Here is a 23,983-nt window from a genome sequence, read left to right on the forward strand (position 1 = left end):
GTCTGTAGCTTCTAAACTATCAATGTTAGGAGGGATAGGAGTGGGCAATTGGCTGAAAAAGCTGGAGCAATGGGCTGGGGGTGGGGCTGGCAGTCCGAAGAGAAGTCATACTTTCCGCTGGCTAATCATTCTGGGTCTGCTGGGTGCAGCGATTATGCTGTTTAATTCCTTCGTCAATGTGAAGAAGATTGATAACGAGAATACGGGGCGTGAGCCACCGCTGAATCAGTCCTCCCAAACGGCGCTGGTACAGAGTGATCCTGGAGCTACTAACTCGTTCGAGAGTATTGAACAGACACTGGAGAACCGGACGAAGGAGATTTTGGAAAAAATCGTTGGTGTCGGTACCGTTGATATCATGGTCACTGTGGAATCCACGGAAGAAATTGTCGTGGTGCGAAATATGAACGACTCCCAGCAGCTTAGTGAGGAGACGGATGCCAGTGGTGGAAAACGTCACACGACACAATATACGAGGGATGGCGAAATCGTAACCTACTCGCAATCGGGTGATGAAACACCTATTGTGACGAAGCGGATTAAGCCTCAGGTACGCGGCGTACTGGTAGTTGCCAAAGGTGCAGAGAACAAAGTCGTTCGTGGACTTATCGAGCAGGCTATCGAAAAAGGCTTGAATGTCCCAATTCAGCGGATTTCAGTAGTACCACGCAAACAAGAGTAGCAGGAGAAAGTCAAGAAGTGAGTGCTTCCGAAGCAGCCACTAGATTAAATTTTAGGAGGAATTAAGAATGAACGGCAAAAGACAAACAATATGGTTGGTTTCTATGCTCAGTTTGATGGTTGTACTCTCGGCATACTATTTATTTACTGAAGATTCAGGTGCATCGGTTCCAAAAGACACAGCAGGAACTATGCAGGTAGACTCCTTGAAAAAAGATACAGCAAACGCAGCATTACCAACGGTTGGCGACAAAGGTATCGTTGTGAACGAAGTGGTCAATCAAGGAGATGTTGTTGCTGATGGAGGCGTTGTAGATAACGCTACAGCCACTGACGATAGTGCAGCTACTGCAACTACTGATGACAGTGCAACTACAGCGGTTAAGGATGATAGCAGTAAAGCTGCAGCAGACAGCGATAACTCTGAGAAAGCTTCGACGGACACTGCTGCAAAAGACTCCAGTAAAACTTCTGACACGGCAGCTAAGGACACAGCAGCTAAGGACACAGCAGCTAAGGATACAGCAACTAAGGATACGGCAGCTAAGGATACAGCGGCTACTACAACATCCAAAACCCCTGCTAAGAATGATAAAGAAATCCTGGATGAAGTAGCTTCACAAAGTGTATCGGCGAGCAGCATGTTCACTAACTACCTGTATGAACGTGAGCAAAAGAATCTAAAGAGCCAACAAGACTTACTGGCTTTGATTAACAATATGGAGAAGACGCCTGCTGATAATGCAGTTGCTCAAGAACAGCTCCTTAACCTTGAAGAAAAAGAATCTAAAATTACGGGCATCGAAGAACAGCTTCAACAAAAATATGGGGAAGCCATCGTGAAGGAAGAAGCTGGGGACAGCTATAAAGTAGTCGTACTGAGTGACAAGCTGGATGTAAAACAAGCGGTTAGCATCGTTGATCTCGTAATGAAGGAACTGAGTGTGTCTCAGGATAAAGTTAGTGTTCAATACGTTTCCGAGAAATAATAAGACGTGAAATTATAGGAAAAATGACGAAAGAGCTCGGGTTCTCCCGGGCTCTTTCCATTTCTAGCGTTTATGATATAATACATAAAGTTATCTTGTCCGCTTAAGAAGTGGCTTCGAGAGAAAGCTGAAGGAGTGAACTAATGTATGTTCAAGTTGAGCGAAATTAAGGAATTAATTAAATTGCTGGACCAGACCTCCTCTGTACATGAGTTGGAGATCGAAAGCGAAGGAATGAAGCTTGCAATTCGCAAACCGGATCGCCCTGAAGCTGATGGAACAGCAGTACTGGCGACTCCTTATAATGCCTATCCCTTTACGCCTGCCCCGCAGCCGCAGAGCGTGCAGCAAGTGTCCTATCCAGTAATCAGTGAGGTTCCTCCAGCGCAGCAGCCACAAGCCGTCGCAGAAGGCAATCTACATAAAATTGTATCTCCAATGGTGGGAACATTTTATAGTGCCGCTTCTCCGGAAATGCCATCGTTCGTTAATGTTGGAGACCGTGTTGGTGAGAAAACAACGGTATGCATTATCGAAGCGATGAAGCTGATGAATGAGCTGGAAGCGGAGATTAAAGGTGAAATCGTGTCCGTACTGGCTGAGAATGGTCAGCTTGTAGAATACGGTCAACCACTATTCTTGGTTAAACCGGAATAAATACCGCAGATTACTTATGGAGCGGAAGCTTCGCAAAACTTTGGGAGGAAACGCATGAACATTCAAAAAGTGTTGATTGCCAACCGCGGCGAAATCGCGGTCCGCATTATTAGGGCCTGCCGAGAACTGGGCATTTCCACCGTCGCGGTCTATTCGGAACCCGACCGGGATTCACTGCATGTCCGGTTGGCTGATGAAGCTTACTGCATCGGTCCGATGCCGTCCAAGGACAGCTATCTGAACTTTACAAATATTATGAGTGTAGCCACCTTAACAGAATGTGATGCCATCCATCCTGGTTATGGATTTTTAGCTGAGAATGCAGATTTTGCAGAAATTTGTGAATCTTGCAATATTATCTTCATTGGGCCATCTCCAGATGCAATCAACCGTATGGGTGATAAAGCTGTGGCGAAGGAAACCATGAAGCTGGCTGGAGTTCCGATCATCCCGGGCTCAGATGGCCTTGTAGGTGATGTTGAGGAAGCCGTCATGCTGGGTCGTGATATCGGATACCCGATTATCATTAAGGCTACCGCAGGTGGCGGGGGTAAGGGCATTCGGATTGCTGAGGACGAGGAATCATTGGTGAAGCAGATTACTGCTGCACAACAGGAAGCGCAGAAGGCGTTCGGCAACGCTGGTGTATATTTGGAAAAGTACCTTACAGGTATGAAGCACGTAGAGATTCAAATTATTGCAGATAAGCATGGTAATGTAGTGCATTTAGGTGAACGCGACTGTTCCGTACAGCGTCGTCGCCAAAAGCTGATTGAAGAGGCACCTTGTTCTGTACTTACACCGGATATCCGTGAAGCGATGGGGAATGCAGCAGTTCGTGCAGCACTCGCTGTGAATTATTCGGGAGCGGGAACGCTTGAATTCTTGCTTGGACCGGATGGACAGTTCTACTTCATGGAGATGAATACTCGTATTCAGGTAGAGCATCCGGTAACGGAAATGGTTACGGGTGTGGATTTGATCAAGGAAATGATTTCGGTTGCAGAAGGAAATCCTTTGTCATTTACACAGGAAGATATCGTGATTAATGGCTGGTCGATTGAATGCCGTATCAATGCGGAAGATCCAGAACGTAATTTTATGCCTTCACCAGGTAAAATCGGCTTTTATTTGCCGCCTGGAGGTCTCGGTGTTCGTGTAGACAGTGCGGCGTACCCTGGTTATACGATTTCCCCTTTCTATGATTCTATGATTGCAAAGCTGATTGTATGGGCACCCACACGTCAGGAAGCGATTGCAAAGATGAAGCGCGCCTTGGCTGAATTTGCCGTGGAGGGAATCCATACTACGATCCCTTTCCATCAGAAACTGTTGGAGCATCCTGTATTTCTGGATGGTAATTTTGACATCAAGTTTCTGGAAGAGTATGAAATTTAGGACGACTTCGCTTTGTTTGTCATAAAGTTCGTCAAATGATATAGTATGTTTAATAAGAGACGTGCTTTACGCTTGAATTTATGAGAATCTTTGTTGAAAGGTGTGAAGTCTAAAATGAGTACATTGCCGACAGAATACGAACGGACAGAAATCGGTGAGATCCAGATTGCTCCTGAAGTGATCGAGGTGATCGCAGGTTTAGCGACCGTTGAGGTTAAAGGTGTAGCTGGCATGAGCGGTGGTTTCGCCGGTGGTATTGTTGAGCTTCTCGGACGTAAGAACTTGTCTAAAGGAGTTAAAGTAGAGGTTGGACAACGCGAAGCTGCAGTGGATGTTTCTGTAATCATTGAATATGGTAACCGTCTTCCTGAAGTGGCTGCTGAAATTCAGCGTAATGTTAAGCGTTCCATCGAGACTATGACTGGTCTGACTGTTGTGGAAGTGAATGTGCATATTCATGATGTACAATTCAAGAACAACAACACTGTAGACAAGAACGAGGAAGCTGAAACGGTTCTTCGCGTGAAATAACAGTCGTCGTTCTTCCATAAACCCCCGACAGTAAAGTCGAGGGTTTACTCTAATTTAAGGAGGTTATGAGACTCGTGGCAAAAATTTTGGACAGACTTTTGCTGTTTGTCTACAGCTTAAGTATCGGAATATTATCTGTTATTGCCATCCTCCTCTTGAGCGGTGCTATTCCTAAAACTTTGGAGATTGAGAATGGACCAGCAGCTTATATTACTGCAATTGTAGTAGCAGTTGTCTTGTTCCTTCTGAGCATCCGATTTTTCTACATCTCTTTGCGTCGTGATCGCGCTTCTTTACCTTCTGTTGATCAGCGTACAGAGTATGGGGATATCCAGATTTCAGTGGAGACCATTGAGAATCTGAGTCTGAAGGCTGCCGGTAAAGTGAAGGGAATCAGAGATCTCAAATCGCGTATTCGCGTTTCTCAGGCGGGCCTTGAAATTACAATTCGCGCAGTAGTGGATGGTGAACATTCATTGCCGCTACTAACCACAGAAGTGCAACGTCAGGTGCATGATTTTGTGCAGGAGACAACCGGTATTCCGGTTGCTGATGTGTCTGTATACATTGCTAACCTCACGCAGTCTCCAAGCTTCAAAAGTCGAGTGGAATAGAGGTGAATTTCCCTTATGTCTTGGAAAGAAGTATGGGAAAGTCACGGGGGTAGAATCGCCGGAGTGACTTTCGGCATTGGTCTAGGTTTGATATATTTAATTTGCGGTTTTTGGGATATGTTGTTCTTTGCACTGGTAGTGTTCATCGGATATACGTTCGGCAAAAGAAAGGATAACGCAGAGGCTCCCCTGTTTCAGTGGCAGGAGCTGATTACGCGTCTATCCGGACGCTGGCGTCCCTTCAAGTGAACCGCGATAGTCTTTTTCCCGGAGCAGGAAGCCGTAAGTTTGTGTTGTCCAATGCCCCTGGAAGAAAGACTTTGCGGTTTTTTTAATTGTGAAAGATATCTTTAACGGACATCGGACAATAATCCTCTAAGGATTAGGGATAGAATTCGAAGGATTTGGGCTTAAAATAATTATAGGCGATGTGATTAAAGTCTGAATTATTATCACACTTGAGGTGTGAAGTTATATTTATGGTTGCCCGACGTTATAGAAGTTTGAGTAAAGATGTTAATGCGATATAAGATTTTAGGAGGAACACATGAAAAGACGTATAGCGAGAGAGATTATTGTCCAAAGCCTGTATCAGATGGAAATGAACGATGTAGAGAGCGCGGAAGCTGTGGAAATGCTGCTGGAGGAAGCTTCAGAGGAGAATGAAACAGAGCGTGTAATTACGGACGAAATTCAGCTTAAGCACTATGTGGTGGAGCATGTAAACGGTGTGTGGGAGCACAAGGTTGCAATTGACGATATGCTTGAGCATTACTTGAAAGGCTGGCAAATGAGCCGTCTGTCACGTGTGGATCGTCAAATTTTACGTCTTGCGGCGTATGAAATGGTGTTCGCGAATGATGTTCCGGCTAAGGTTGCTGTGAATGAGGCTATAGATTTGGCCAAGCATTTTGGAACGGATGATTCCGGTAAGTTTGTAAACGGTGTGCTTGGTAAGATGATCCAGGAGATCGATACAATTAAAGCTGACCATTCTTAATTTTTAAAAAATATAAGCAAGTATAAGTTATTCACCTATTCTTTATGTTTTATATTTCTCGCATAAACGCTTACCGTCCACATAAGGACGCCGAAGGCGTTTATGCTTGTACAATAGTAAAGTATATAAAAGGGGAGAGACTATCATGACAGCAGCAATCATCAGTGGTAAACAAGTATCTGAGGAAATTCGTATTGGTATTGCCCAGGAGGTTGCTGAACTGGCGAAACGTGGCGTGAAGCCCGGTCTGGCAGTAATTCTAGTAGGTGAAGATCCAGGATCACAAGTTTATGTTCGCAACAAGGAAAAATCTTGTATCAGCCTTGGTTTCCATTCGGAAGTGCATAAACTGGATGAGTCTACTACTCAAGAAGAATTGCTGGCTCTCGTAGAGCAGCTTAATGGACGCGATGATATTGATGGGATTCTAGTTCAACTTCCATTGCCTAAGCATATTGAGGAAAAAGCTGTTATTGATGCGATCTCCGTGGAGAAAGACGTTGACGGCTTCCACCCTGTAAATGTAGGTAACCTAGTGATTGGTGCTGACAGTCTGCTTCCTTGTACACCTGCAGGTGTAATTGAACTAATCAAACGTACAGGAACAGGAATGGCTGGTAAACATGCTGTGGTCATTGGCCGCAGTAATATTGTAGGTAAGCCAGTGTCTTTGTTATTGCAACGTGAGAATGCTACTGTGACGATGTGCCATTCCCGTACAGCTAATATGCAAGAAATTAGCCGTCAAGCAGATATTCTAGTTGTTGCGATCGGACGCGCGAATTTCATTGACGCTTCTTACGTGAAACCGGGTGCTGTTGTCATTGATGTGGGTATGAACCGTTTGGATAACGGTAAGCTTGCGGGTGACGTTGATTATGATAGTGCAAAAGAAGTTGCCGGATACATCACACCTGTTCCGGGTGGGGTTGGACCGATGACAATTACAATGCTGATGAGCAACACGCTGATTGCGGCTAAGCGCCGTCACGGCTTGGAATAGGGGTAGGAATTCATGGCGGCAGAGCGGCAGGTCTATTCGATAAAAGAACTCAACCGTTACATCCGCATGAAGCTAGACTCGGATAATTTACTTTCGGATGTATGGATTCGCGGAGAGATTTCCAACTTTACGCATCATGGTAGCGGTCATATGTATTTCACGCTAAAGGATGAGAGCAGTCGGATCAAGGCGATTATGTTTGCTTCTCATAACCAGCGCCTACCCTTTATTCCGAAGGAAGGTGCTCGGGTAATTGCTAGAGGTAATGTGACCGTATATGAACGGGACGGGCAGTACCAGTTCTATGCCACACACATGCAGCCTGATGGAATTGGTAGTCTATATTTAGCCTATGAGCAGCTGAAGAGCAAGCTTGAGCAAGAGGGGCTGTTTGCAGAAGCGCGTAAACGTCCTTTGCCTCGCTTTCCAAAGTGCATTGGCGTGATTACTTCGCCAACGGGGGCAGCTGTGCGGGATATCGTGATTACACTCCAGCGGCGGTTTCCGCAGGTGGCTATTGTGATCTATCCCGTACTGGTGCAAGGCAAAGGCGCCGCGCCTTCGATCGTGAAAGCGATTGGAGCGCTGAACCGCATGGGTGAGGCCGACGTGCTTATCGTCGGCCGCGGCGGCGGTTCGCTCGAGGAGCTGTGGGCGTTTAACGAGGAGGAAGTCGCGCGAGCGATATCGGCATCGAGGATTCCGGTCATCTCGGCCGTTGGCCACGAGACCGATTTCACGATTGCCGATTTCGCCGCCGACCTCCGCGCGGCTACGCCCACAGCGGCCGCGGAGCTGGCCGTGCCACACGCCGGCGAGCTAGCTGCGCAGCTTCGCCAGCAACAGCAGCGGCTGCGCCAAGCGCTGCAAAGACGCGCCCAGCGCGGACGCGAGCGTCACGCGGGGCTGGAACGCTCGCTGGCGCTGGCAGGCCCGCGCCGCTCGCTGATGCAGCACACGCAGCGGCTGGATCAGCTGCGTGAGCGGCTCCAGCGCTCAGCGGATGCACGGCTCAGCCGTTCCCGCGAGCGCAAAGCTGTGCTGCATCATAGTCTGCAGCGGTTCCATCCGCACGGCAGTGTTGCCGCTGCGCGTCAGCGCACCGAAAGCATGCGCCGTGAGCTGATGGGTGCTATGCAGGCCCGCCTGCAGGAGAAGCGAGCTCGCTATATAGCGGAGATTCGTCATCTGGATGCACTGAGCCCTCTTAAAGTTATGTCGAGAGGCTACAGCTTAGTCTATGACGAAGCAGAAGAACATTTAATCAAATCGCTGACCGAAGTACAGCTTGGCGATCTTGTAGTGATAAAGATGAATGACGGACAGCTGAACTGCCAGGTATGGGGAATGAAGGAGGATGGCAAAGACGATGACGAAGGAAGCGGAACTTGATTTTGAAGGCGCCATGGACCGGCTGGAGGAAATCGTACGTGAGCTTGAACACGGCGACGTTCCCCTGGAGAAGGCCATCGATTTATTTCAGCAAGGTATGAAGTTATCTCAGCTTTGCGGCAGCAAGCTTGAGCAGGTAGAGCGTAAGATCGAAATGATTACCCTAGAGGACGGAGAACTGCGTAAGAAGCCGTTTGGTGCACGTCTGGAAGGGGACGCCGATGACTCGCTTTGAGCATGAGCTTGAGAGAAACGCTGAAGGAGAAACAGTGCGTCAGCCACTGGAGGATTACATCGCGTCCTTAAGCGATCTAGTCTCACATGAACTAGAGGTTATTCTCCCCACGCAATGGATGGTTCCAGAGAATTTACAGCAAGCCATGAAGTATTCACTTATGGCTGGGGGCAAACGCCTCCGACCACTGCTGGTGATTATCGCATGTGAAGCACTGGGAGGAAGTCGAGAGGCTGCCCTGCCTGTCGCTGCTGCTATAGAGATGGTACATACCTACTCGTTAGTTCATGATGATTTGCCTGCCATGGATAATGATGATTATCGGCGCGGGAAGCTGACGAATCATAAAGTCTTTGGCGAAGCGACCGCTATTCTTGCGGGTGATGCCCTTCTGACCCATGCTTTCTACAGTGTGGTACAAGCCTCGCGTAAATTTGGCGTCCCTGCGGAAAGTGTACTATCCATCGTGGAGGATTTGGCGGAAATGGCAGGTCCTCGTGGTATGGTTGGCGGTCAGATTGCAGATATGGAAGGCGAGCAGGGTCTAACCGATCTTGCACAGCTAAAGTACATTCATCTGCATAAGACAGGAGATTTGATTATCTTTTCGCTATTAGCTGGCGGTCGTATTGCAGGTGCTAACGAGCAGCAGCTTGAGGCTTTGCATAAATTCGGAACAGCCATTGGACTCGCTTTTCAAATCCAGGATGACATTCTGGATTTGATTGGAGACGAAGGTAAACTTGGCAAAAAAACAGGCAGTGATGTTAAGCAGCATAAAGTAACCTATCCTTATTTTATCGGCCTCGAAGCATCGCGAGAAGAAGTGAAGCAGCTTACAGAAACAGCCCGAAATGCTGTTCTGAACGGTGGCTTTCATGACAGCCAGCGCCTGCTGGAAATTGCAGATTACTTAATGGCACGTGATCACTAATTATGAACTTTCGAAACGGCTGTATTTCGACAGCCGTTTCGTTTGTGTTATAATGGGTTTTATATAATTTACAACATCTAGGAAAGCGGGGAACTATACGTGCTGCTTCCACAAATAAATGATCCTAAGCAACTAAAATCATTGTCAGTCGATGAATTAACTACCTTAGCGGAGGAAATTCGTCGATTTCTGATTGAGAAGCTTACAGCAACTGGGGGGCACCTCGGATCCAATCTAGGAGTCGTGGAGCTCACTTTGGCTTTGCATTATTGTTATAACAGCCCTCGTGACAAAATGATTTACGACGTTGGGCACCAGGCTTATGTTCACAAGATCCTGACTGGTCGTCAAGACCGCTTCGATACCCTGCGTAAATATCAGGGCTTGTGCGGCTTCGTTAAGCGCTCCGAAAGTGAGCATGATGTATGGGAAGCTGGACATAGCAGTACCTCATTATCGGCAGCAATGGGGATGGCGATGGCTCGCGATCTCAAGGGTGAAGACAATAAGGTTATTGCCGTGATTGGTGACGGTGCTCTTACTGGTGGAATGGCGTTTGAAGCACTTAACCATATTGGCCATGAGAAGCGTAAGCTGATGGTTATTTTGAACGATAATGAAATGTCAATTGCTCCTAATGTAGGGGCGATGCATAATTATCTAAGCAAAATACGTTCAGATCGCCACTATTTGCGTGCCAAAGATGAAGTAGAGGGGCTGCTTAAGAAGATTCCGGCCATCGGAGGACGATTAGCAAAGACTGCTGAACAGTTAAAGAATAGTCTCAAATATATGATGGTACCTGGAGTATTGTTTGAAGAGCTCGGCTTTACGTATCTCGGTCCTGTAGACGGACATGATCTGGAGAAGATGATTGACACCTTCCACCAAGCAGATAACGTGGCTGGACCTGTGTTGGTACATGTACTAACAACTAAAGGTAAGGGCTACAAACCCGCTGAGACCGATTTCTATAAATCACATGCCATTTCACCATACAAAATTGAGTCGGGTCAGGCGCTTAAAGCTGTGGGTCCTCCAATGTACACGGAAGTATTTGGCGAGACGCTGATCGAACTGGGTCGGGAAGATTCCCGTCTGATTGCTGTTACACCTGCGATGCCAGGAGGCTCGGGTTTATTTCCTTTTGCTAAGGAATTTCCCGATCGTATGATTGATGTCGGGATTGCTGAGCAACATGCGGCTACGCTTTGTGCAGCTTTGGCTATGGAAGGGATGAAGCCGGTATATGCGGTGTATTCTACCTTCATGCAGCGTGCCTATGATCAGATCGTCCATGATATTTGCCGACATAACGCGAATGTTATGTTCGCCATTGACCGCGCGGGGTTTGTAGGTGCGGATGGTGAGACTCATCAGGGTGTGTACGATGTTGCTTTTATGCGCCATATTCCGAATATGGTGATGATGATGCCAAAAGACGAAAATGAGCTGCGTCATATGATGAAGACGGCGCTTGAATATAATGACGGTCCGATTGCTTATCGCTATCCGCGTATTAACGGTACAGGTGTAGCAATGGATCCTGAGCTGCGTACTATTCCAATCGGATCATGGGAACGACTGCGTACAGGCGAAGGTTATGCTGTTGTAGCCTGCGGACCTATGGTTCAAGTGGCTGAAGAAGCCGCTGATTTACTCAAGCGGGAAGGGATTCAGGTAGGCGTCGTAAATGCGCGGTTCCTGAAGCCACTCGACAACTCCATGCTGCTTGATTTGGCTCACGCTGGAACCAATATGGTTGTTATTGAAGAGGCTTGCCAAGCGGGAAGCCTCGGCAGCTCGGTATTAGAATTCTACGCAGAGAATGAAATTTATGACGCTCGTGTACATCTGATGGGTGTACCTGACATCTTTGTGGAGCACGGCTCTATTAAAGAACAGCGCCAGGAAACAGGTCTTACTGTAGAAGCGCTATGTGCACGTATCAAGTCCATGATGGCTTTGAGTGCTTATAACTACAAAACAACTTCGTCTTCCTAAATGGAAGCCGGAAATTAGCAACCCTTTGAACGATCGGGAGATGACCATGGAACACCGTAAAGAACGGATAGATGTACTACTTGTTGAGCAAGGTTTTTATGAAAGCCGTGAGAAGGCTAAAGCAGCCATTATGGCAGGACTGGTGCTCGCGGATGAAGAACGCATTGAAAAGGCTGGTATGAAGGTGTCACGGGAGGCTACCCTTAAGGTTAAAGGCTCTGTGCATCCTTATGTCAGTCGTGGGGGCCTAAAGCTGGAGAAGGCTCTACGCCAATTTAATATTGATCTTACGGGACGGACCATGCTGGACATCGGTGCTTCTACTGGAGGCTTTACGGATTGTGCACTTCAGAATGGAGTAAGCCATGTGTACGCGATTGATGTTGGCTATAATCAGCTGGATTGGTCGCTGCGTAATGATGAACGCGTTAGTGTGATGGAACGAACGAATTTCCGATATATGACGCCTCCAGATTTGGTGGGTCCGATTCCAGATTTTGCGAGTATTGATGTTTCATTTATCTCCTTAAAAATAATTCTTCCACCGCTCAAAGCTTTGCTTAAGCGCCCGGCGGATATTGCTGCGCTGATCAAGCCGCAGTTTGAGGCAGGACGGGAGAAGGTTGGTAAATCAGGTGTAATTCGTGATTCTGCTGTTCATAAAGAGGTATTAATTAATGTACTGACCATGGCGGCAGAGCTAGGTTACCAGCTGCAGGGATTAACTTTTTCACCGATTACAGGCGGGGAAGGCAATATTGAGTTTCTTGCTCAATGGAGATTAACACCTGAATTGGCGGAAGCTGAAGAAGGTACATTACAGCCTTCAGATGCTGTATCATCAGTCATTCCAGTGGAGGATTTCCCATCCCTAGCGGATGAAGTGATTAAGCAGGCTACGGGTACTTTTAATGTAAATTCGACTCATGGAAACTCATCGCGCCGGTGAGTTTCTTTTTCCATATGGAAAATAACAATTATTTGGAAAGCTTCTAAAAAGGCAGCTTAGAAGAAGGAATTGGCATGGCTTCACGCGAATAAATCACCGAGGTGATTGATAGTGGCGGGTAGCTCTGACAAGGTCGTCATGGCGTTTATTGGAGTAGCATTATCGATTTTTATAATTTATCGGATATATATATGGCTGCAAAATTCTCCGCGTTCTTTCATGAAGGATCAGATCCCGTTTAATAAAGTGATTATTCCTCACCCATCTATAGACATACTAGAGGATGAAGGGTACGAGGTCGTTGGAGGGAAGCTCAAAATCCCGTTGTCCTTCAACGTAAACGGGGCGCAGATGTATAGCCGGTTATTTATAGATTATGTGGCGACTAAAGAGGAAGGATCAATATATTTGGTTATCCTTTCTAGACCACGCAAACCTTTGGATTTCACAGGCAGTGGCTTACGAGATACCTTGCTTCCGTACTTGCTGATTTATCCGGAATGTAGCGGAGTTTTGTATGTTAATACTGCAGCGGGATCTATTCAAGTGATTAAGCTTGGCAGAGATGACGGAGAATCAAACTGAGTCCATATTTAACTAGGTGTATGCTTCCGAAGTAGTTTTGCCGAAGCAATTCGGGGAGCATCGCTTACAAAACTAAGTCCATGCTTCCGATGTAGTTTTGTCGCTGCTAATCTGGAAGTGTCGCTTACAAAACTTTTAGGAGGCAACAATGAAGGGTCAACGACATATTAAGATACGTGAGATTATTACGCAAAAGGATATCGAGACACAGGACGAGCTGGTAGAAGCCTTGCGTGAATCTGGTTTTCAGGTTACTCAAGCTACAGTATCTCGAGATATTAAAGAGCTATTGCTCATCAAGGTGCCTATGGATGATGGAAGATATAAATATTCGCTTCCAACTGACCAACGGTATAATCCCATACAGAAGCTGAAGCGCGTTTTGGTGGATAATTTTGTGCAGATCGATTCATCGGCTAATCTTGTGGTGATGAAATGCTTACCGGGGACGGCTAACTCAGTCGCTGCTTTGATTGATAATATTGACTGGCCACAAATTATGGGGACCATCTCTGGTGATGATACCATTCTAATTATTTGCCGCCAGCCTGAGGACAGTAAGACTGTAATTTCACAAATCATGGGTTACATTTCTTAAATTATAAGAAAGTATTAATTTCATTCTATTAAATTCTTATCATCTTCTCGGAGGTGCTCTATTAGTGTTAGAAACCTTGTCTATCCGCAATCTAGCCGTCGTTGAGGCGGTAGATGTGCATTTTTATCCTGGCTTCCATGTGCTCACAGGGGAGACTGGGGCAGGTAAATCCATTATTATTGATGCGCTTGGACTGATTGCCGGAGGGCGCGGCTCCGCGGATTCTATTCGTTACGGTTGTGAAAAAGCAGAGATGGAAGCGCTCTTCAGCCTCCCAAGCGGTCATCCCGTCTGGGATACTTTAGAGCGTCTTGGCATTGAGGCTCAGCGTGAGGAGCATCTTATAATACGCCGTGAACTCACCTCTCAGGGTAAAAGTACATCACGTGTAAACGGACAGATGGTCAATCTTACTATGCTACGTGAAATTGGCGAGCAGCTGGTTAATATTCATGGACAGCATGAACACCAAAACTTATTGAAGGCAGAACGACATTTGGGACTTTTAGATACATACGGAGAACCCATTATCGGGCCGCTAAAAGCGGTATATCAGGAAAAGTATTCAGCCTTTGCAAAAGTGGAGAAAGAGCTCCGAGAGCTGCAGGAATCCAGCCAAAAGGCTTATCAAATGCTTGATTTGTACCGTTTTCAGTTAGAAGAAATTTCATCTGCAGCATTAAAACCGGGAGAAGATGAATTACTTGCCGAAGAACGGGTCAAACTATCCCACAGTGAGAAAATGATGGATTCCGTATCCGGTGCATATGAGCTTCTCTACGATAGACAAGGCTTAGAATCCATAGGTAATGTCATTTCCAGACTCGAGGATGCGGTTCGTTATGATGAAAAGGGTCTTAAATCCGTGCTTGAGCAGCTGCAATCTTCTTATTATCAACTAGAGGATGCTGCATTTCAGCTTCGTGATTACCGAGAAGAGATCGAATTCAATCCACAGCGACTCGAAGAAATCGAGAATCGTCTCGATTTAATTACCGGACTCCGCCGTAAATACGGAGATAGTGTAGAACAGATTTTGGCTTATTATGAACAAATCCATCGGGAAACCGATCTGCTTGAGAATAAAGATGAATATCTGGAGAAACTGACGACCAAACGCGATGCATTGCTGTCTGTATTGATGGATGCAGCTACTGAATTAAGTGAAGCACGGAAGCTGTGTGCGTCTGATTTAGCCACGCAAGTGGAGAGTGAGCTTAAAGATCTTCAAATGGAAAGAACTTCGCTACAGGTTAAATTAGACACGTTGGAGGACCCACGTGGAGTTGATTATAAGGGTCGGCGTATTCGTCTTACAAGACAAGGGATCGACAGTGCGGAATTTATGATTTCCCCTAACCCTGGCGAGCCGTTAAGACCTCTTGGCAAAATTGCCTCGGGTGGTGAGTTGTCGCGAATTATGTTGGCAATGAAGAGTATTTTTGCGCGTCATGATGCGATTCCAGTTCTGATTTTTGATGAGGTAGATACCGGTGTGAGTGGTCGGGCTGCTCAATCCATTGCAGATAAACTGTATAAGCTGTCCTCCACTTGTCAGGTGTTCTCCATTACGCACTTACCGCAGGTGGCTTGTATGGCTGATCATCAGTACTTAATCCGCAAAAAGGTTGAGGACGGAAGAACCATGACGGAAGTGGAATCACTCTCGAATGATGGACGTGTAATGGAGCTGGCCCGAATGCTGGGTGGGGTGGAAATTACCGAAAAAACATTGCACCATTCGCAGGAAATGCTTAATTTGGCCGAGGCAAGTAAGGCTGCAACAAGCTAAGCGGAACAATGATTGACAGTAATAAAAGCCTGGGGGCAAGGTTATCTTATAGGTACGCAATTGGCGACCACCTTTTTCGTCAAGCGAAAGAAGCAAAAGGGAGCGTGACAGCCATTGAAGCCTAACCTCAGGAAGTTAATGCCAGGCCTTTTATTTGCCTTCTTTCTTAGTTTATCGGGCATAACGGGAACCCACCAAAGTTTTGCCGCACCACTGAACAGTGAACCTGCCAAGGTGACTGCGCATGGAATGAAACCGGAACTGAAGGTGATCCCGGGAGGTCAAACGATCGGAGTAAAGGTGAAATCAGCAGGTGTTCTGGTTGTTGGACATCATCTGATTGAAGTATCCGAGAAATCCAAGCTTTCCCCAGGTGAGGTCAGCGGTTTGGTGCCAGGTGATTTGATGATCTCCATTGATGGAGAGAAGTTGGACGAGTTATCTAAGGTGGCCAAGCTTGTGGATCGTGCTGGAAAAGCGAATAATTCTCTGACGATTGTCTTTAAACGCGCTGGGAAAGAGCATACAGCCAAGCTGAAACCCGCGTATGATATTAATGACAAAGTCTGGAGGTTAGGCCTGTACATTCGAGATTCTGCAGCGGGTGTCGGCACGTTAACTTTTTATGCCCCGAAACAGGGGGTTTATGGAGCTTTAGGACATGTGATTACGGACATGAATACAGGAACACCAATTGTTGTTGGCAGCGGTCATATTGTTCAGTCCAGTGTAACTTCGATTTCTAAAAGCCAGGATGGCGATCCGGGTGAGAAACGAGCCCATTTCTTAAAAGAAAGCCAAGTGCTTGGTAATGTGGAGAGTAACACAGATTTTGGAATCTTCGGTAAAATGAGTCGTAATCCCGAGCATAGTCTTTATAAAGAACCTATTCCTGTGGCAATGAGCAACCAAGTCAAGGAAGGTCCAGCTGAAATTCTTACCGTTGTAGATGGGCAGCAGGTAGAACGATTTAAGGTTGAGATCATTCATGTGGCACATCAGCAGACGCCGGCGACAAAGGGTATGGTCATTCGTATCACAGATCCGCGACTGATCGATAAGACAGGTGGTATCGTTCAGGGGATGAGCGGAAGTCCAATCGTTCAAAATGGACGGCTCATCGGCGCTGTAACTCATGTGTTTGTAAATGATCCTAAGTCCGGTTACGGTTGCTTCATCGAATGGATGCTTAAGGATTCTGGTGTAACCCTACAGGAGAATAGGTATCCATTAAATCTTAAGGCGGTTTAGCCTTAAGATTTTTTTGTCGAAGGAATACGAAGATCATCGAAACTTGAAATAAAATATTTAATTATAATCCATGCCAGAAAAAAAATAAAGAAAAATAATTTTCGACAGAAGGGAATTCAATCTCCATGTCGAAAATGTTAAGAGACAAGAAAAAAATGTTATTTTCGAATAGCAGATATAATTAAGGAGGAAGCAGCCAGTGCAGAATATTGAAGTGTTGTTGGCCGATGATAACAGGGAGTTTACGAATTTGCTTTCCGAATACATTTCTGAACAAGAAGATATGACAGTAACGGGTATCGCCTACAATGGTGAAGAAGTGCTTCAAATGCTAAGCGAAGCACGCAAAGTTCCCGATGTCCTTATTCTTGATATCATCATGCCACATTTAGACGGTCTGGGTGTCTTGGAACGTCTGCGTGATATGGATCTGAATCCTCAACCGAAGATCATCATGCTGACCGCTTTTGGTCAGGAGAACATCACTCAAAGAGCTGTACAGCTTGGTGCATCCTATTATATTTTGAAACCGTTCGATATGGAGGTCCTGGCAAATCGTGTACGTCAGCTTGTAGGGGTACAAGGCAGCATGAGCTCATCCTCTAACATGTACAACTATTCGTCGACGTCCAGATCGAATGTAGTGCCGCTTACGAAGGGCAAGAATCTTGATGCTAACATTACCTCGATCATCCATGAAATCGGTGTTCCAGCACATATCAAGGGCTATCAGTACCTGCGCGAAGCGATCACCATGGTATATAACAATATCGAGATCCTTGGTGCGATTACAAAAACACTCTATCCAGCCATAGCAGAGAAATTCAAGACCACGCCTTCACGCGTTGAACGTGCGATTCGCCATGCAATTGAAGTGGCCTGGACCCGCGGCAACATTGACAGCATCAGCCATCTGTTCGGCTATACGATTAATATCTCCAAATCCAAGCCAACTAACTCGGAATTTATTGCCATGGTAGCCGACAAGCTGCGGATTGAGCATAAGGTTAGTTGAAAGGGTTAGGGGCAGTGCGTGGTAAGGGATTGTGGGTTGCTGGAAGGTGTTTACAGACAGTATATAAAAACCGATAGACTTGTTTTGAATCCGATAAACTTTTTCCATCTCACCCGATAAACCTTTTTGGTTTATTGGGTTTTGTTTTTGTAGGAAAAGAGATGGAGGATTTGTATGGAGTTATCGGATTTGGAGTTTTTTTAGAAGACTTTTTAGATTGTCAAAACAAGAATTTATCACGTAAGACCGTTAACTCTTATGAACAATTTTTAAAGTTAATTCTTAAAGAATCAGCATGATGTGAATAAGGAGAATTATTTAAAAATCCTGTTGAGAATATCTCACAAATAAAAACTGTAAGAGGATAGAAAAGGGGATATGTAAGAAGAGTTTAATTGATTATTTAAGCACTGTTTCTTATAGAGGAAGCGAGATTGCGATAAAACCACTTAATGATTCAAAATATCTGCTGAGTTTTCACCCGAAGCAATCTGCAAAGTAGCTCTGATTTCACTGATTTCTTTACGATGAAATTGGGCTTTTATTATATAGCGAATTAAGAAAAAAATTTAGGAGTTTTATATTTTGACTATTAGATAATAATATATATTATGAAATAATATAGCGAAAATCGCATTATTATAGTCAAAAATACAAAATATTACAAGGGAATATATTCTATTTTATTTATCTGATGTGACATACAATTATCTCATTCCAAAAGGAGGTAATTATATGAATTATAGTAAAAAAATATTAACTAGTCTTCTTATTTCAAGTTTTGCGGTTTTCCCTGTTTCAGCTTTTGCTGACGACACATTACCAACTTCAAGTCTGGAGTTGGCAGAGATTAATGTGGTGCATCAAGAGACTCAAAAGGTTGCCGATTATCAACTTGCTGCCGTACTACAAATTGCTAAAAATGCTGTTGAAGAAGAAAGAGATAGTAAAGTAGCTTTTGCAAAAAGTGCTGACCAAACTACTTATGATTACATTACTTTCGATGAACAATATACTTATTTTTATGAAGAGTCGGCTAATGCTGCCCCAGAATTATGGGTAGTAGATAAGACAGATACTAATGTGGAAAGTCTTCTAGCGGGAAATGTTAATGAATTTAATGAGGCTAACAGTATTAACGTCGCTCCTAGAGCTGGATTTATTGGGGATGGTGTAGGCGGTAGAATGAATGTTAATACTACTGGTAGCTATCTTATGGCACTAATGCAACTACCATTAGCGGACAGTAATATAGTGAGTCTGGATAGACCGAATCATATTGCTTTTAACTATGGTGGATTTGAATATACTACGACTGTTACCGATGGTATTGGTTCTTGGGCAGCTGACATGGGTGTGGAACTTTATAATAATTTAGGGCCAAGTGCTACGTCTTATGGATGGAAACCAGTAATAATTCTCAAGAAAAAAAATCGTCCATATGTAAGTGAGACAAATACAGGTTGGGATCAATATCAAAGCGCTACTTTCGATCCTAGCTATAATCAAGTACAAACAAAAAATGGTTATAAACCTGGCACAGCTCCATTAATGTATTTTTGGTACAATTATAATGGAAAAGTAAGAATCAAAATTGATGGAACATCTATTTGTCCAACACTCGGGGGCTATTCTCTTCAAGACACACCAAATATAACAATAATGGAATCAAATGCAAGCTGGAATATTGCCTCAATAAGCAGATGGAAACTGTTATCAACTGTTTGGTCTAAAACTGATACAGGAAAAAATAGAACGACTTTTTCTAATATCAAAGTTGACGGAACACCTATTTCTAGCAGTGCATTATCAGGCCCACTGAACGATCATTCGAATGTCACTGTCAGTGGAAATAATGTAATTACAATTGTTGTAAATAGTGACATTTACAATTAAAATAATGGACAGTAGATACTTTTGTGTCTATTGTCCATTATTATTTAAAGGAGGAATCGTATGAAGGTAGTTTTTAAAGCAATCTTATTTACATCTGTTATTACGTTAATGCTAGGAGGGACTGGCGTAAACGCTTCACGCAGCAAGCCAGTCATTTACATTAATGATGAAAAGTTAGACATTTATGCAAATGTCACTTATCTTGGAACAACTCTTGTCCCTATGCGACCCATTTTTGAAAAGTATGGAATGTCGATTGAATGGGATAATAACACAAAAACTGTGACAGCATCAAAAGATAATAAAGTTATAGTGTTAACAAATAATTCTTATGATGCATTATTAAATGGAGAAAAAGTTGTATTAAATCAAGCACCATCACTTGAACCTACGAGTAATATCTTTTATGTAAATCTGAGATTTATTTCTGAAGCATTGGGGGCAAAAGTGAATTGGGAAAAAACAGAGAATGATGCTAAGATTCACATTGATTTTGCAAAGTAGTTTTTATTTATTATCATAAATATCAAATAATAAATGCCTACCGTTGATATGGAATGGCGTTTATTATTTGCGTTATATTATAAATTTGGTAGTAATTTAAAATGATTAGTTAGAAAATATCTCCTGCTTAAAGAACGTATGCTCGGTATATAATGCATATACAAAAACAAATATTCTATAAGGGGGATGTTGGCATAGATTTCTAATGATAAGTGAACCACTGTCCGCGGCAAGAGCTATCAACAAATCAATGCAGCAAAAAGACACTGAGATCTGAAGTGCTCCCTGTCAAGTGGACAGTGTAAAAAACAAAAATAGTTAGTTTAGATACCTCAGCTCGTAATACAAGAGCTGAGGTATCTTCGTTATGCAGCACGTCGGTATTCGTTAGGTGACAAGCCATCCAAACATTCTACGTAGCGATAATTATTGTAGTAGTGAATATATCGGCTAACCTCTGTGAGGACATCTTCATAGGTGTCATACTTTGTAAGATAATAGCTTTCTGACTTGTATGTACCCCAAAAACGCTCAATAGGTTGGTTGTCCAAACATCGGCTTACACGAGACATGCTTTTCTTAAATCCGTACTTTACATGAAGTCGGTTATACTCATGAGACGTGTACTGGAAGTCTCTGTCGCTTTGTAGAAGAGGAGATACGCCAGGATTCTTCGCGTAAGCCCTTTTCAACGTATCCATCACGAGTTTATTGTTGTTGGAATGGCTTAATACCCATGAAACAATGGAATTATCATATACATCAATAATAGCGCTCAAATAGGCTTTGCGCCCATTCCCGTACTTCAGTTCTGTCACATCTGTACACCATTTTGAATTAGGAGAATTGGCATCAAAGTTACGGTTCATTACATTTTCAGCTACATGGATCTCCATAGCTTTCACATAACTCGCTCGTTTTCTGCGAATGACTGCTTTAAGCCCAAGAGCAGACATAATTCGGTAATAACGCTTTTTGTTATACTGCTTTTTGAGCTTTCGGTTTAATTGCGTGCGCATTTGATGGTAGCCAAGAATCCCTTTTCGCTTGTCATATCGTAGCTTTACTTCTTTCGCTAACGCACGAGTTTCAAGTTCTATGCAAGAGGGTTTCCATTTTAACCACTTGTAATAGGCAGATCGAGCAACCCCAGCTAACGCACACAACTTCGTAATTGCGTGACCTTTTTCTTTGTTCAGTTCTTGAATCGCTTGATACAAGTTTACTTGTCGAACGAGGGTTAGCGTGTATTTCGTCGCTTGATCTCTACCAACTTTTTTGCGAAGTCATTCTCCATCTCTAGGTATTCATTTCGCGCTTCTAGCTCTTTAATCCGTAGCTTAAGACGTTCATGCTCTTCTAGTTCTTCTACAGGCTTTTTACGACCTCGATTGTCCTGAAGAGCTTCCTCACGGCCAGCTTGATATTTCCGAACCCATGCGTAAACTTGCTGATAAGATACACCGTACTTTTCAATCGCTTTCTGATAATCCAATTCATTAGCGATGGTATATTGTGCAATTTCAATACGTTCTTCGAAAGTTGTTTTACGTCCTTTGTTCATATGAGATAGTCCTTTTCCTTTATGTGTAGGTTTTAATTCTATCTCATTAGTATACTTGGTAATCCATTTGATCAAAACACTTCTACTTGAAATATGATGCTTGTTTGTCGCCTCTTCAACGGAGAAACGACCAGACAATACTTCGTTAACAACAGCTAGTTTGAATTCCTTTGAGTATGTTTTCCATGTTCTCGATTCCTTTAACCCGTCTAAACCATCTGCTTTATATTTCCTAATCCATTCTCTTACCGTGTGCGAACTAAGACCTCGCTGTTTTGCCTCATAGTTTGGATTCGACTTGTGCTCAAGGCACAGCCGTACGACATGTAATTTTACTTCTAAAGATGCTGGACTTCTTTTAGACATTAGAAAAACTCCCGTCATTGAAGCAGTAGAAGTTTTTATTTTTTCTACTGTCTACTATGACGGGAGCATATCAATCTTATTCATCAGTGTCTTTTTTGTAGACATTTTCCCACCAGAGGGTTGTAGTTTAAAGCAGCTTAATCAGCTCTTCTAGCTCGTCAACCATACCTTTTGCAAGTTCAAAATTATTGTCTTTTAAAGCTAATTCTATTTTCATTTCAACTGCTTTTTTATTTTGTTCATTTTCTAAATAATCTTTATCAAAATGACTGGCATAAATCATCTTTCTGAATTTTCGCATACTCATTTTTCTAATCGACTTTTTGTCAATGATTAATACATAATCCATACCATTTACTACAGAATAGAAATCATGAGAAATCATGAGAATCGCACCTTTATAGTCTTCAATGGCTTTCTCCAGTGCGATTTGTGTATAGGTGTCTAAATGGCTTGTCGGTTCATCAAGAAGCAATAAGTTTGCTTTGCTAGCAGAAACTTTTGCCAATTGCAGTATATTTTTTTCGCCACCAGATAAAGATTCTATCTTTTGATTAAGAATTTCTCCTTCAAAGCCATAGTTTGAAAGATGTGCTCTAATCTCGTCATAAGTTGCAAACCCAGCATCGATGAAGTCTTCTAGTATGGTATTAGAATCCTTTAGCACTTCGTCTTGAAGCTGAGAAAGATAAGCCACTTTAATATCAGCATTTATTTCAATTGAATCATGATTATTTTTAAAGATATCTCGGAGTAAAGTCGTTTTCCCGGTACCGTTTGGACCGATAAGGGCTACTTTATCTGTAGGTTTCATCTCAAAGTTAACATTTTCTAAAATCAACTCATCAAAGGAAACACTATAATTATTCACATTTAAAACAGTGATGTCTTCTTCAATTTCATTGTCCACACCAAAACTGATTTTCGGTTGCTTAATATCAACGAATGGCGCTTTAATTTTTCGCGCTTCCAATCTTTCTTGAAACTTAACCCTAGCTTTTAACGCTCTCCCTCTAGATGCTTCTGAATTATAGGTTGCGATCGCTCTAAGATTATCAATAATGTTGTCGTATCTCTCTATTTCTTCTTGTTCAGCGACTGCGATTTCTTGTAACTCAATTTTCGTCTGAAGTAATGAGAAGTTATACTCAATATATCGCCCATCGAACTCTTGGATCTCCATGTTTTCAAGGTGTATAATTTTGTTAAAACAATGATTCAGTAGATAACGGTTATGCGTAACAACTAGCAATATTCCTTTGTGAGCATTAATAAGATTTTTAAGTGCATTTAGGTTTTCAAAATCTAAAAATACATCGGGTTCGTCCATAATCATTAAGTCTGGACTAGTCAGCATTTCCTTCATCACTTGAATAAGCTTGAATTCCCCACCACTTAGGTCGGATACCCTAGCATCTTTTAGCTTCAAAAGGTTGGCTAAATTTAGTTTCTTATTAATATTGCTTTCAAAATCATTTCCATCCATTAAATCAAAGGCATCTAGAGCTAATTGATACTTTTCGAGTAATGAATCAATATCTGATGATGTTTCCATTTCAGTGAGAATAGCTGTTATTTCATTTTGTATCTTAATAAATTCTTCTCCTATATATTCAAAAACGGTTGTTTCTTTAGATTTGTCTAGTTGCGAAAACTGACTTACATACCCAATTTTGCAGGTTGGGTCCATCTCTAGCTTGCCTTCGAACAAATATTTTTCTGGATCCATCAGTATATCGATCAGTGTACTTTTACCACTGCCACTTGTTCCTATAAAAGCGCAATGTTGTGCTTCTTCAAGCGTAAATGAAATGTTTTTATATAGTTCTTTTTGCGGGAATGCGAAGGATAAATTATCAACTTTTATCATAGTGTTACCTTTCTTTATAACTAAAATAGTGACTATTAATAGATGTATGGAGGATCATAAGATTTTGAGTTTACCGTTGATAGAGTAACACTGTTTACAAACAACTTCAATCATTTCGAAATAAAGTTGTTTGTGAAATCGAAAAACACAACTTA

General features: G+C 43.3%; 24 protein-coding genes. 21 read left to right on the forward strand and 3 right to left on the reverse strand.

Annotated features, from left to right (window positions below; all coding sequences use genetic code 11):
• The first annotated feature begins 40 nt into the window (after positions 1-40).
• The 21 genes from spoIIIAG to MKX35_RS11975 all read left to right on the forward strand — a co-directional run bounded on the left by spoIIIAG (position 41) and on the right by MKX35_RS11975 (position 20,028).
• Positions 41-682: a stage III sporulation protein AG gene (gene spoIIIAG / locus MKX35_RS11875; RefSeq protein ID WP_042190462.1), complete on the forward strand. Its 642-nt coding sequence runs from the start codon at positions 41-43 to the stop codon at positions 680-682.
• 67 nt (positions 683-749) lie between these two features.
• On the forward strand, positions 750-1,670 hold the full coding sequence (locus MKX35_RS11880; RefSeq protein ID WP_076299517.1) for a SpoIIIAH-like family protein: 921 nt from the start codon (positions 750-752) through the stop codon (positions 1,668-1,670).
• 147 nt (positions 1,671-1,817) lie between these two features.
• Positions 1,818-2,327, forward strand: a complete 510-nt coding sequence (gene accB / locus MKX35_RS11885; protein WP_076284481.1) for an acetyl-CoA carboxylase biotin carboxyl carrier protein — start codon at positions 1,818-1,820, stop codon at positions 2,325-2,327.
• Positions 2,328-2,381: 54 nt separating this feature from the next.
• Positions 2,382-3,725: an acetyl-CoA carboxylase biotin carboxylase subunit gene (gene accC, locus MKX35_RS11890; RefSeq protein ID WP_042190455.1), complete on the forward strand. Its 1,344-nt coding sequence runs from the start codon at positions 2,382-2,384 to the stop codon at positions 3,723-3,725.
• A 114-nt stretch (positions 3,726-3,839) separates the two neighbouring features.
• Positions 3,840-4,256: an Asp23/Gls24 family envelope stress response protein gene (locus tag MKX35_RS11895; RefSeq protein WP_042132343.1), complete on the forward strand. Its 417-nt coding sequence runs from the start codon at positions 3,840-3,842 to the stop codon at positions 4,254-4,256.
• Between the two features lie 74 nt (positions 4,257-4,330).
• Positions 4,331-4,870, forward strand: coding sequence for an alkaline shock response membrane anchor protein AmaP (amaP, locus tag MKX35_RS11900; RefSeq protein ID WP_042129814.1), 540 nt, complete (start codon positions 4,331-4,333; stop codon positions 4,868-4,870).
• A 15-nt stretch (positions 4,871-4,885) separates the two neighbouring features.
• Positions 4,886-5,119 (forward strand): DUF2273 domain-containing protein, encoded by a 234-nt coding sequence (locus tag MKX35_RS11905; RefSeq protein WP_042190453.1) that lies wholly within the window; start codon positions 4,886-4,888, stop codon positions 5,117-5,119.
• Positions 5,120-5,417: 298 nt separating this feature from the next.
• Entirely contained in the window at positions 5,418-5,870 is a 453-nt protein-coding gene (gene nusB, locus MKX35_RS11910) for a transcription antitermination factor NusB (RefSeq protein ID WP_042190451.1), read from the forward strand.
• A 145-nt stretch (positions 5,871-6,015) separates the two neighbouring features.
• Complete coding sequence (folD, locus tag MKX35_RS11915; RefSeq protein WP_076299518.1) at positions 6,016-6,873, forward strand: bifunctional methylenetetrahydrofolate dehydrogenase/methenyltetrahydrofolate cyclohydrolase FolD; 858 nt, start codon at positions 6,016-6,018, stop codon at positions 6,871-6,873.
• Between the two features lie 12 nt (positions 6,874-6,885).
• Positions 6,886-8,265 (forward strand): exodeoxyribonuclease VII large subunit, encoded by a 1,380-nt coding sequence (gene xseA / locus MKX35_RS11920; RefSeq protein WP_076299519.1) that lies wholly within the window; start codon positions 6,886-6,888, stop codon positions 8,263-8,265.
• Positions 8,243-8,500 carry an exodeoxyribonuclease VII small subunit gene (gene xseB / locus MKX35_RS11925; protein WP_042129807.1) on the forward strand — a complete coding sequence of 86 codons (258 nt, stop codon included), beginning with the start codon at positions 8,243-8,245 and terminating at the stop codon, positions 8,498-8,500. The genes xseA and xseB overlap by 23 nt, the downstream gene beginning before the upstream one ends.
• Positions 8,487-9,434 carry a polyprenyl synthetase family protein gene (locus MKX35_RS11930; RefSeq protein WP_076299520.1) on the forward strand — a complete coding sequence of 316 codons (948 nt, stop codon included), beginning with the start codon at positions 8,487-8,489 and terminating at the stop codon, positions 9,432-9,434. The genes xseB and MKX35_RS11930 overlap by 14 nt, the downstream gene beginning before the upstream one ends.
• Before the next feature lie 99 nt (positions 9,435-9,533).
• Positions 9,534-11,438, forward strand: a complete 1,905-nt coding sequence (gene dxs / locus MKX35_RS11935; protein ID WP_076284485.1) for a 1-deoxy-D-xylulose-5-phosphate synthase — start codon at positions 9,534-9,536, stop codon at positions 11,436-11,438.
• A 46-nt stretch (positions 11,439-11,484) separates the two neighbouring features.
• The gene (locus MKX35_RS11940; RefSeq protein ID WP_076284486.1) at positions 11,485-12,387 is read left to right on the forward strand and encodes a TlyA family RNA methyltransferase; all 903 of its coding nucleotides are present in this window, start codon (positions 11,485-11,487) and stop codon (positions 12,385-12,387) included.
• 219 nt (positions 12,388-12,606) lie between these two features.
• A complete protein-coding gene (locus tag MKX35_RS11945) occupies positions 12,607-12,972 on the forward strand; it encodes a hypothetical protein (RefSeq protein ID WP_262495691.1) in 366 nt (121 codons plus the stop codon).
• 148 nt (positions 12,973-13,120) lie between these two features.
• Positions 13,121-13,570, forward strand: a complete 450-nt coding sequence (gene ahrC, locus MKX35_RS11950; protein ID WP_042190440.1) for a transcriptional regulator AhrC/ArgR — start codon at positions 13,121-13,123, stop codon at positions 13,568-13,570.
• A 64-nt stretch (positions 13,571-13,634) separates the two neighbouring features.
• Complete coding sequence (gene recN, locus MKX35_RS11955; protein WP_042190438.1) at positions 13,635-15,362, forward strand: DNA repair protein RecN; 1,728 nt, start codon at positions 13,635-13,637, stop codon at positions 15,360-15,362.
• A gap of 138 nt (positions 15,363-15,500) precedes the next feature.
• Positions 15,501-16,613 carry a SpoIVB peptidase gene (gene spoIVB, locus MKX35_RS11960; protein ID WP_081382880.1) on the forward strand — a complete coding sequence of 371 codons (1,113 nt, stop codon included), beginning with the start codon at positions 15,501-15,503 and terminating at the stop codon, positions 16,611-16,613.
• A gap of 199 nt (positions 16,614-16,812) precedes the next feature.
• Complete coding sequence (gene spo0A / locus MKX35_RS11965) at positions 16,813-17,628, forward strand: sporulation transcription factor Spo0A (protein ID WP_042129795.1); 816 nt, start codon at positions 16,813-16,815, stop codon at positions 17,626-17,628.
• A 735-nt stretch (positions 17,629-18,363) separates the two neighbouring features.
• Positions 18,364-19,524 carry a YrpD family protein gene (locus tag MKX35_RS11970; RefSeq protein WP_076141570.1) on the forward strand — a complete coding sequence of 387 codons (1,161 nt, stop codon included), beginning with the start codon at positions 18,364-18,366 and terminating at the stop codon, positions 19,522-19,524.
• A gap of 60 nt (positions 19,525-19,584) precedes the next feature.
• A complete protein-coding gene (locus MKX35_RS11975; RefSeq protein ID WP_076299521.1) occupies positions 19,585-20,028 on the forward strand; it encodes a stalk domain-containing protein in 444 nt (147 codons plus the stop codon).
• Between the two features lie 365 nt (positions 20,029-20,393).
• On the opposite strand, the gene MKX35_RS11980 is transcribed toward MKX35_RS11975, so the two are convergent.
• From MKX35_RS11980 to MKX35_RS11990, 3 genes are all read right to left on the reverse strand, one after another.
• Positions 20,394-21,248, reverse strand: coding sequence for an IS3 family transposase (locus MKX35_RS11980; protein WP_081382881.1), 855 nt, complete (start codon positions 21,246-21,248; stop codon positions 20,394-20,396).
• A 20-nt stretch (positions 21,249-21,268) separates the two neighbouring features.
• A complete protein-coding gene (locus tag MKX35_RS11985) occupies positions 21,269-21,958 on the reverse strand; it encodes a helix-turn-helix domain-containing protein (RefSeq protein WP_076299522.1) in 690 nt (229 codons plus the stop codon).
• Positions 21,959-22,085: 127 nt separating this feature from the next.
• Positions 22,086-23,828 carry an ABC-F family ATP-binding cassette domain-containing protein gene (locus tag MKX35_RS11990; protein ID WP_076299523.1) on the reverse strand — a complete coding sequence of 581 codons (1,743 nt, stop codon included), beginning with the start codon at positions 23,826-23,828 and terminating at the stop codon, positions 22,086-22,088.
• Between the last annotated feature and the right edge of the window lie 155 nt (positions 23,829-23,983).

The organism is Paenibacillus sp. FSL R5-0923, from assembly GCF_038009145.1.
Taxonomy (GTDB): domain Bacteria; phylum Bacillota; class Bacilli; order Paenibacillales; family Paenibacillaceae; genus Paenibacillus_AQ.

Bases quoted from the DNA above. Each gene is read 5' to 3' on its own strand.
- MKX35_RS11880 (WP_076299517.1), top strand. From the start codon at position 750: ATGAACGGCAAAAGACAAACAATATGGTTGGTTTCTATGCTCAGTTTG.
- accB (WP_076284481.1), top strand. From the start codon at position 1,818: ATGTTCAAGTTGAGCGAAATTAAGGAATTAATTAAATTGCTGGACCAG.
- accC (WP_042190455.1), top strand. From the start codon at position 2,382: ATGAACATTCAAAAAGTGTTGATTGCCAACCGCGGCGAAATCGCGGTC.
- MKX35_RS11895 (WP_042132343.1), top strand. From the start codon at position 3,840: ATGAGTACATTGCCGACAGAATACGAACGGACAGAAATCGGTGAGATC.
- MKX35_RS11905 (WP_042190453.1), top strand. From the start codon at position 4,886: ATGTCTTGGAAAGAAGTATGGGAAAGTCACGGGGGTAGAATCGCCGGA.
- nusB (WP_042190451.1), top strand. From the start codon at position 5,418: ATGAAAAGACGTATAGCGAGAGAGATTATTGTCCAAAGCCTGTATCAG.
- folD (WP_076299518.1), top strand. From the start codon at position 6,016: ATGACAGCAGCAATCATCAGTGGTAAACAAGTATCTGAGGAAATTCGT.
- xseA (WP_076299519.1), top strand. From the start codon at position 6,886: ATGGCGGCAGAGCGGCAGGTCTATTCGATAAAAGAACTCAACCGTTAC.
- xseB (WP_042129807.1), top strand. From the start codon at position 8,243: ATGACGAAGGAAGCGGAACTTGATTTTGAAGGCGCCATGGACCGGCTG.
- MKX35_RS11930 (WP_076299520.1), top strand. From the start codon at position 8,487: ATGACTCGCTTTGAGCATGAGCTTGAGAGAAACGCTGAAGGAGAAACA.
- MKX35_RS11940 (WP_076284486.1), top strand. From the start codon at position 11,485: ATGGAACACCGTAAAGAACGGATAGATGTACTACTTGTTGAGCAAGGT.
- MKX35_RS11945 (WP_262495691.1), top strand. From the start codon at position 12,607: ATGAAGGATCAGATCCCGTTTAATAAAGTGATTATTCCTCACCCATCT.
- ahrC (WP_042190440.1), top strand. From the start codon at position 13,121: ATGAAGGGTCAACGACATATTAAGATACGTGAGATTATTACGCAAAAG.
- spoIVB (WP_081382880.1), top strand. From the start codon at position 15,501: ATGCCAGGCCTTTTATTTGCCTTCTTTCTTAGTTTATCGGGCATAACG.
- MKX35_RS11970 (WP_076141570.1), top strand. From the start codon at position 18,364: ATGAATTATAGTAAAAAAATATTAACTAGTCTTCTTATTTCAAGTTTT.
- MKX35_RS11975 (WP_076299521.1), top strand. From the start codon at position 19,585: ATGAAGGTAGTTTTTAAAGCAATCTTATTTACATCTGTTATTACGTTA.
- MKX35_RS11985 (WP_076299522.1), bottom strand. From the start codon at position 21,958: ATGTCTAAAAGAAGTCCAGCATCTTTAGAAGTAAAATTACATGTCGTA.
- MKX35_RS11990 (WP_076299523.1), bottom strand. From the start codon at position 23,828: ATGATAAAAGTTGATAATTTATCCTTCGCATTCCCGCAAAAAGAACTA.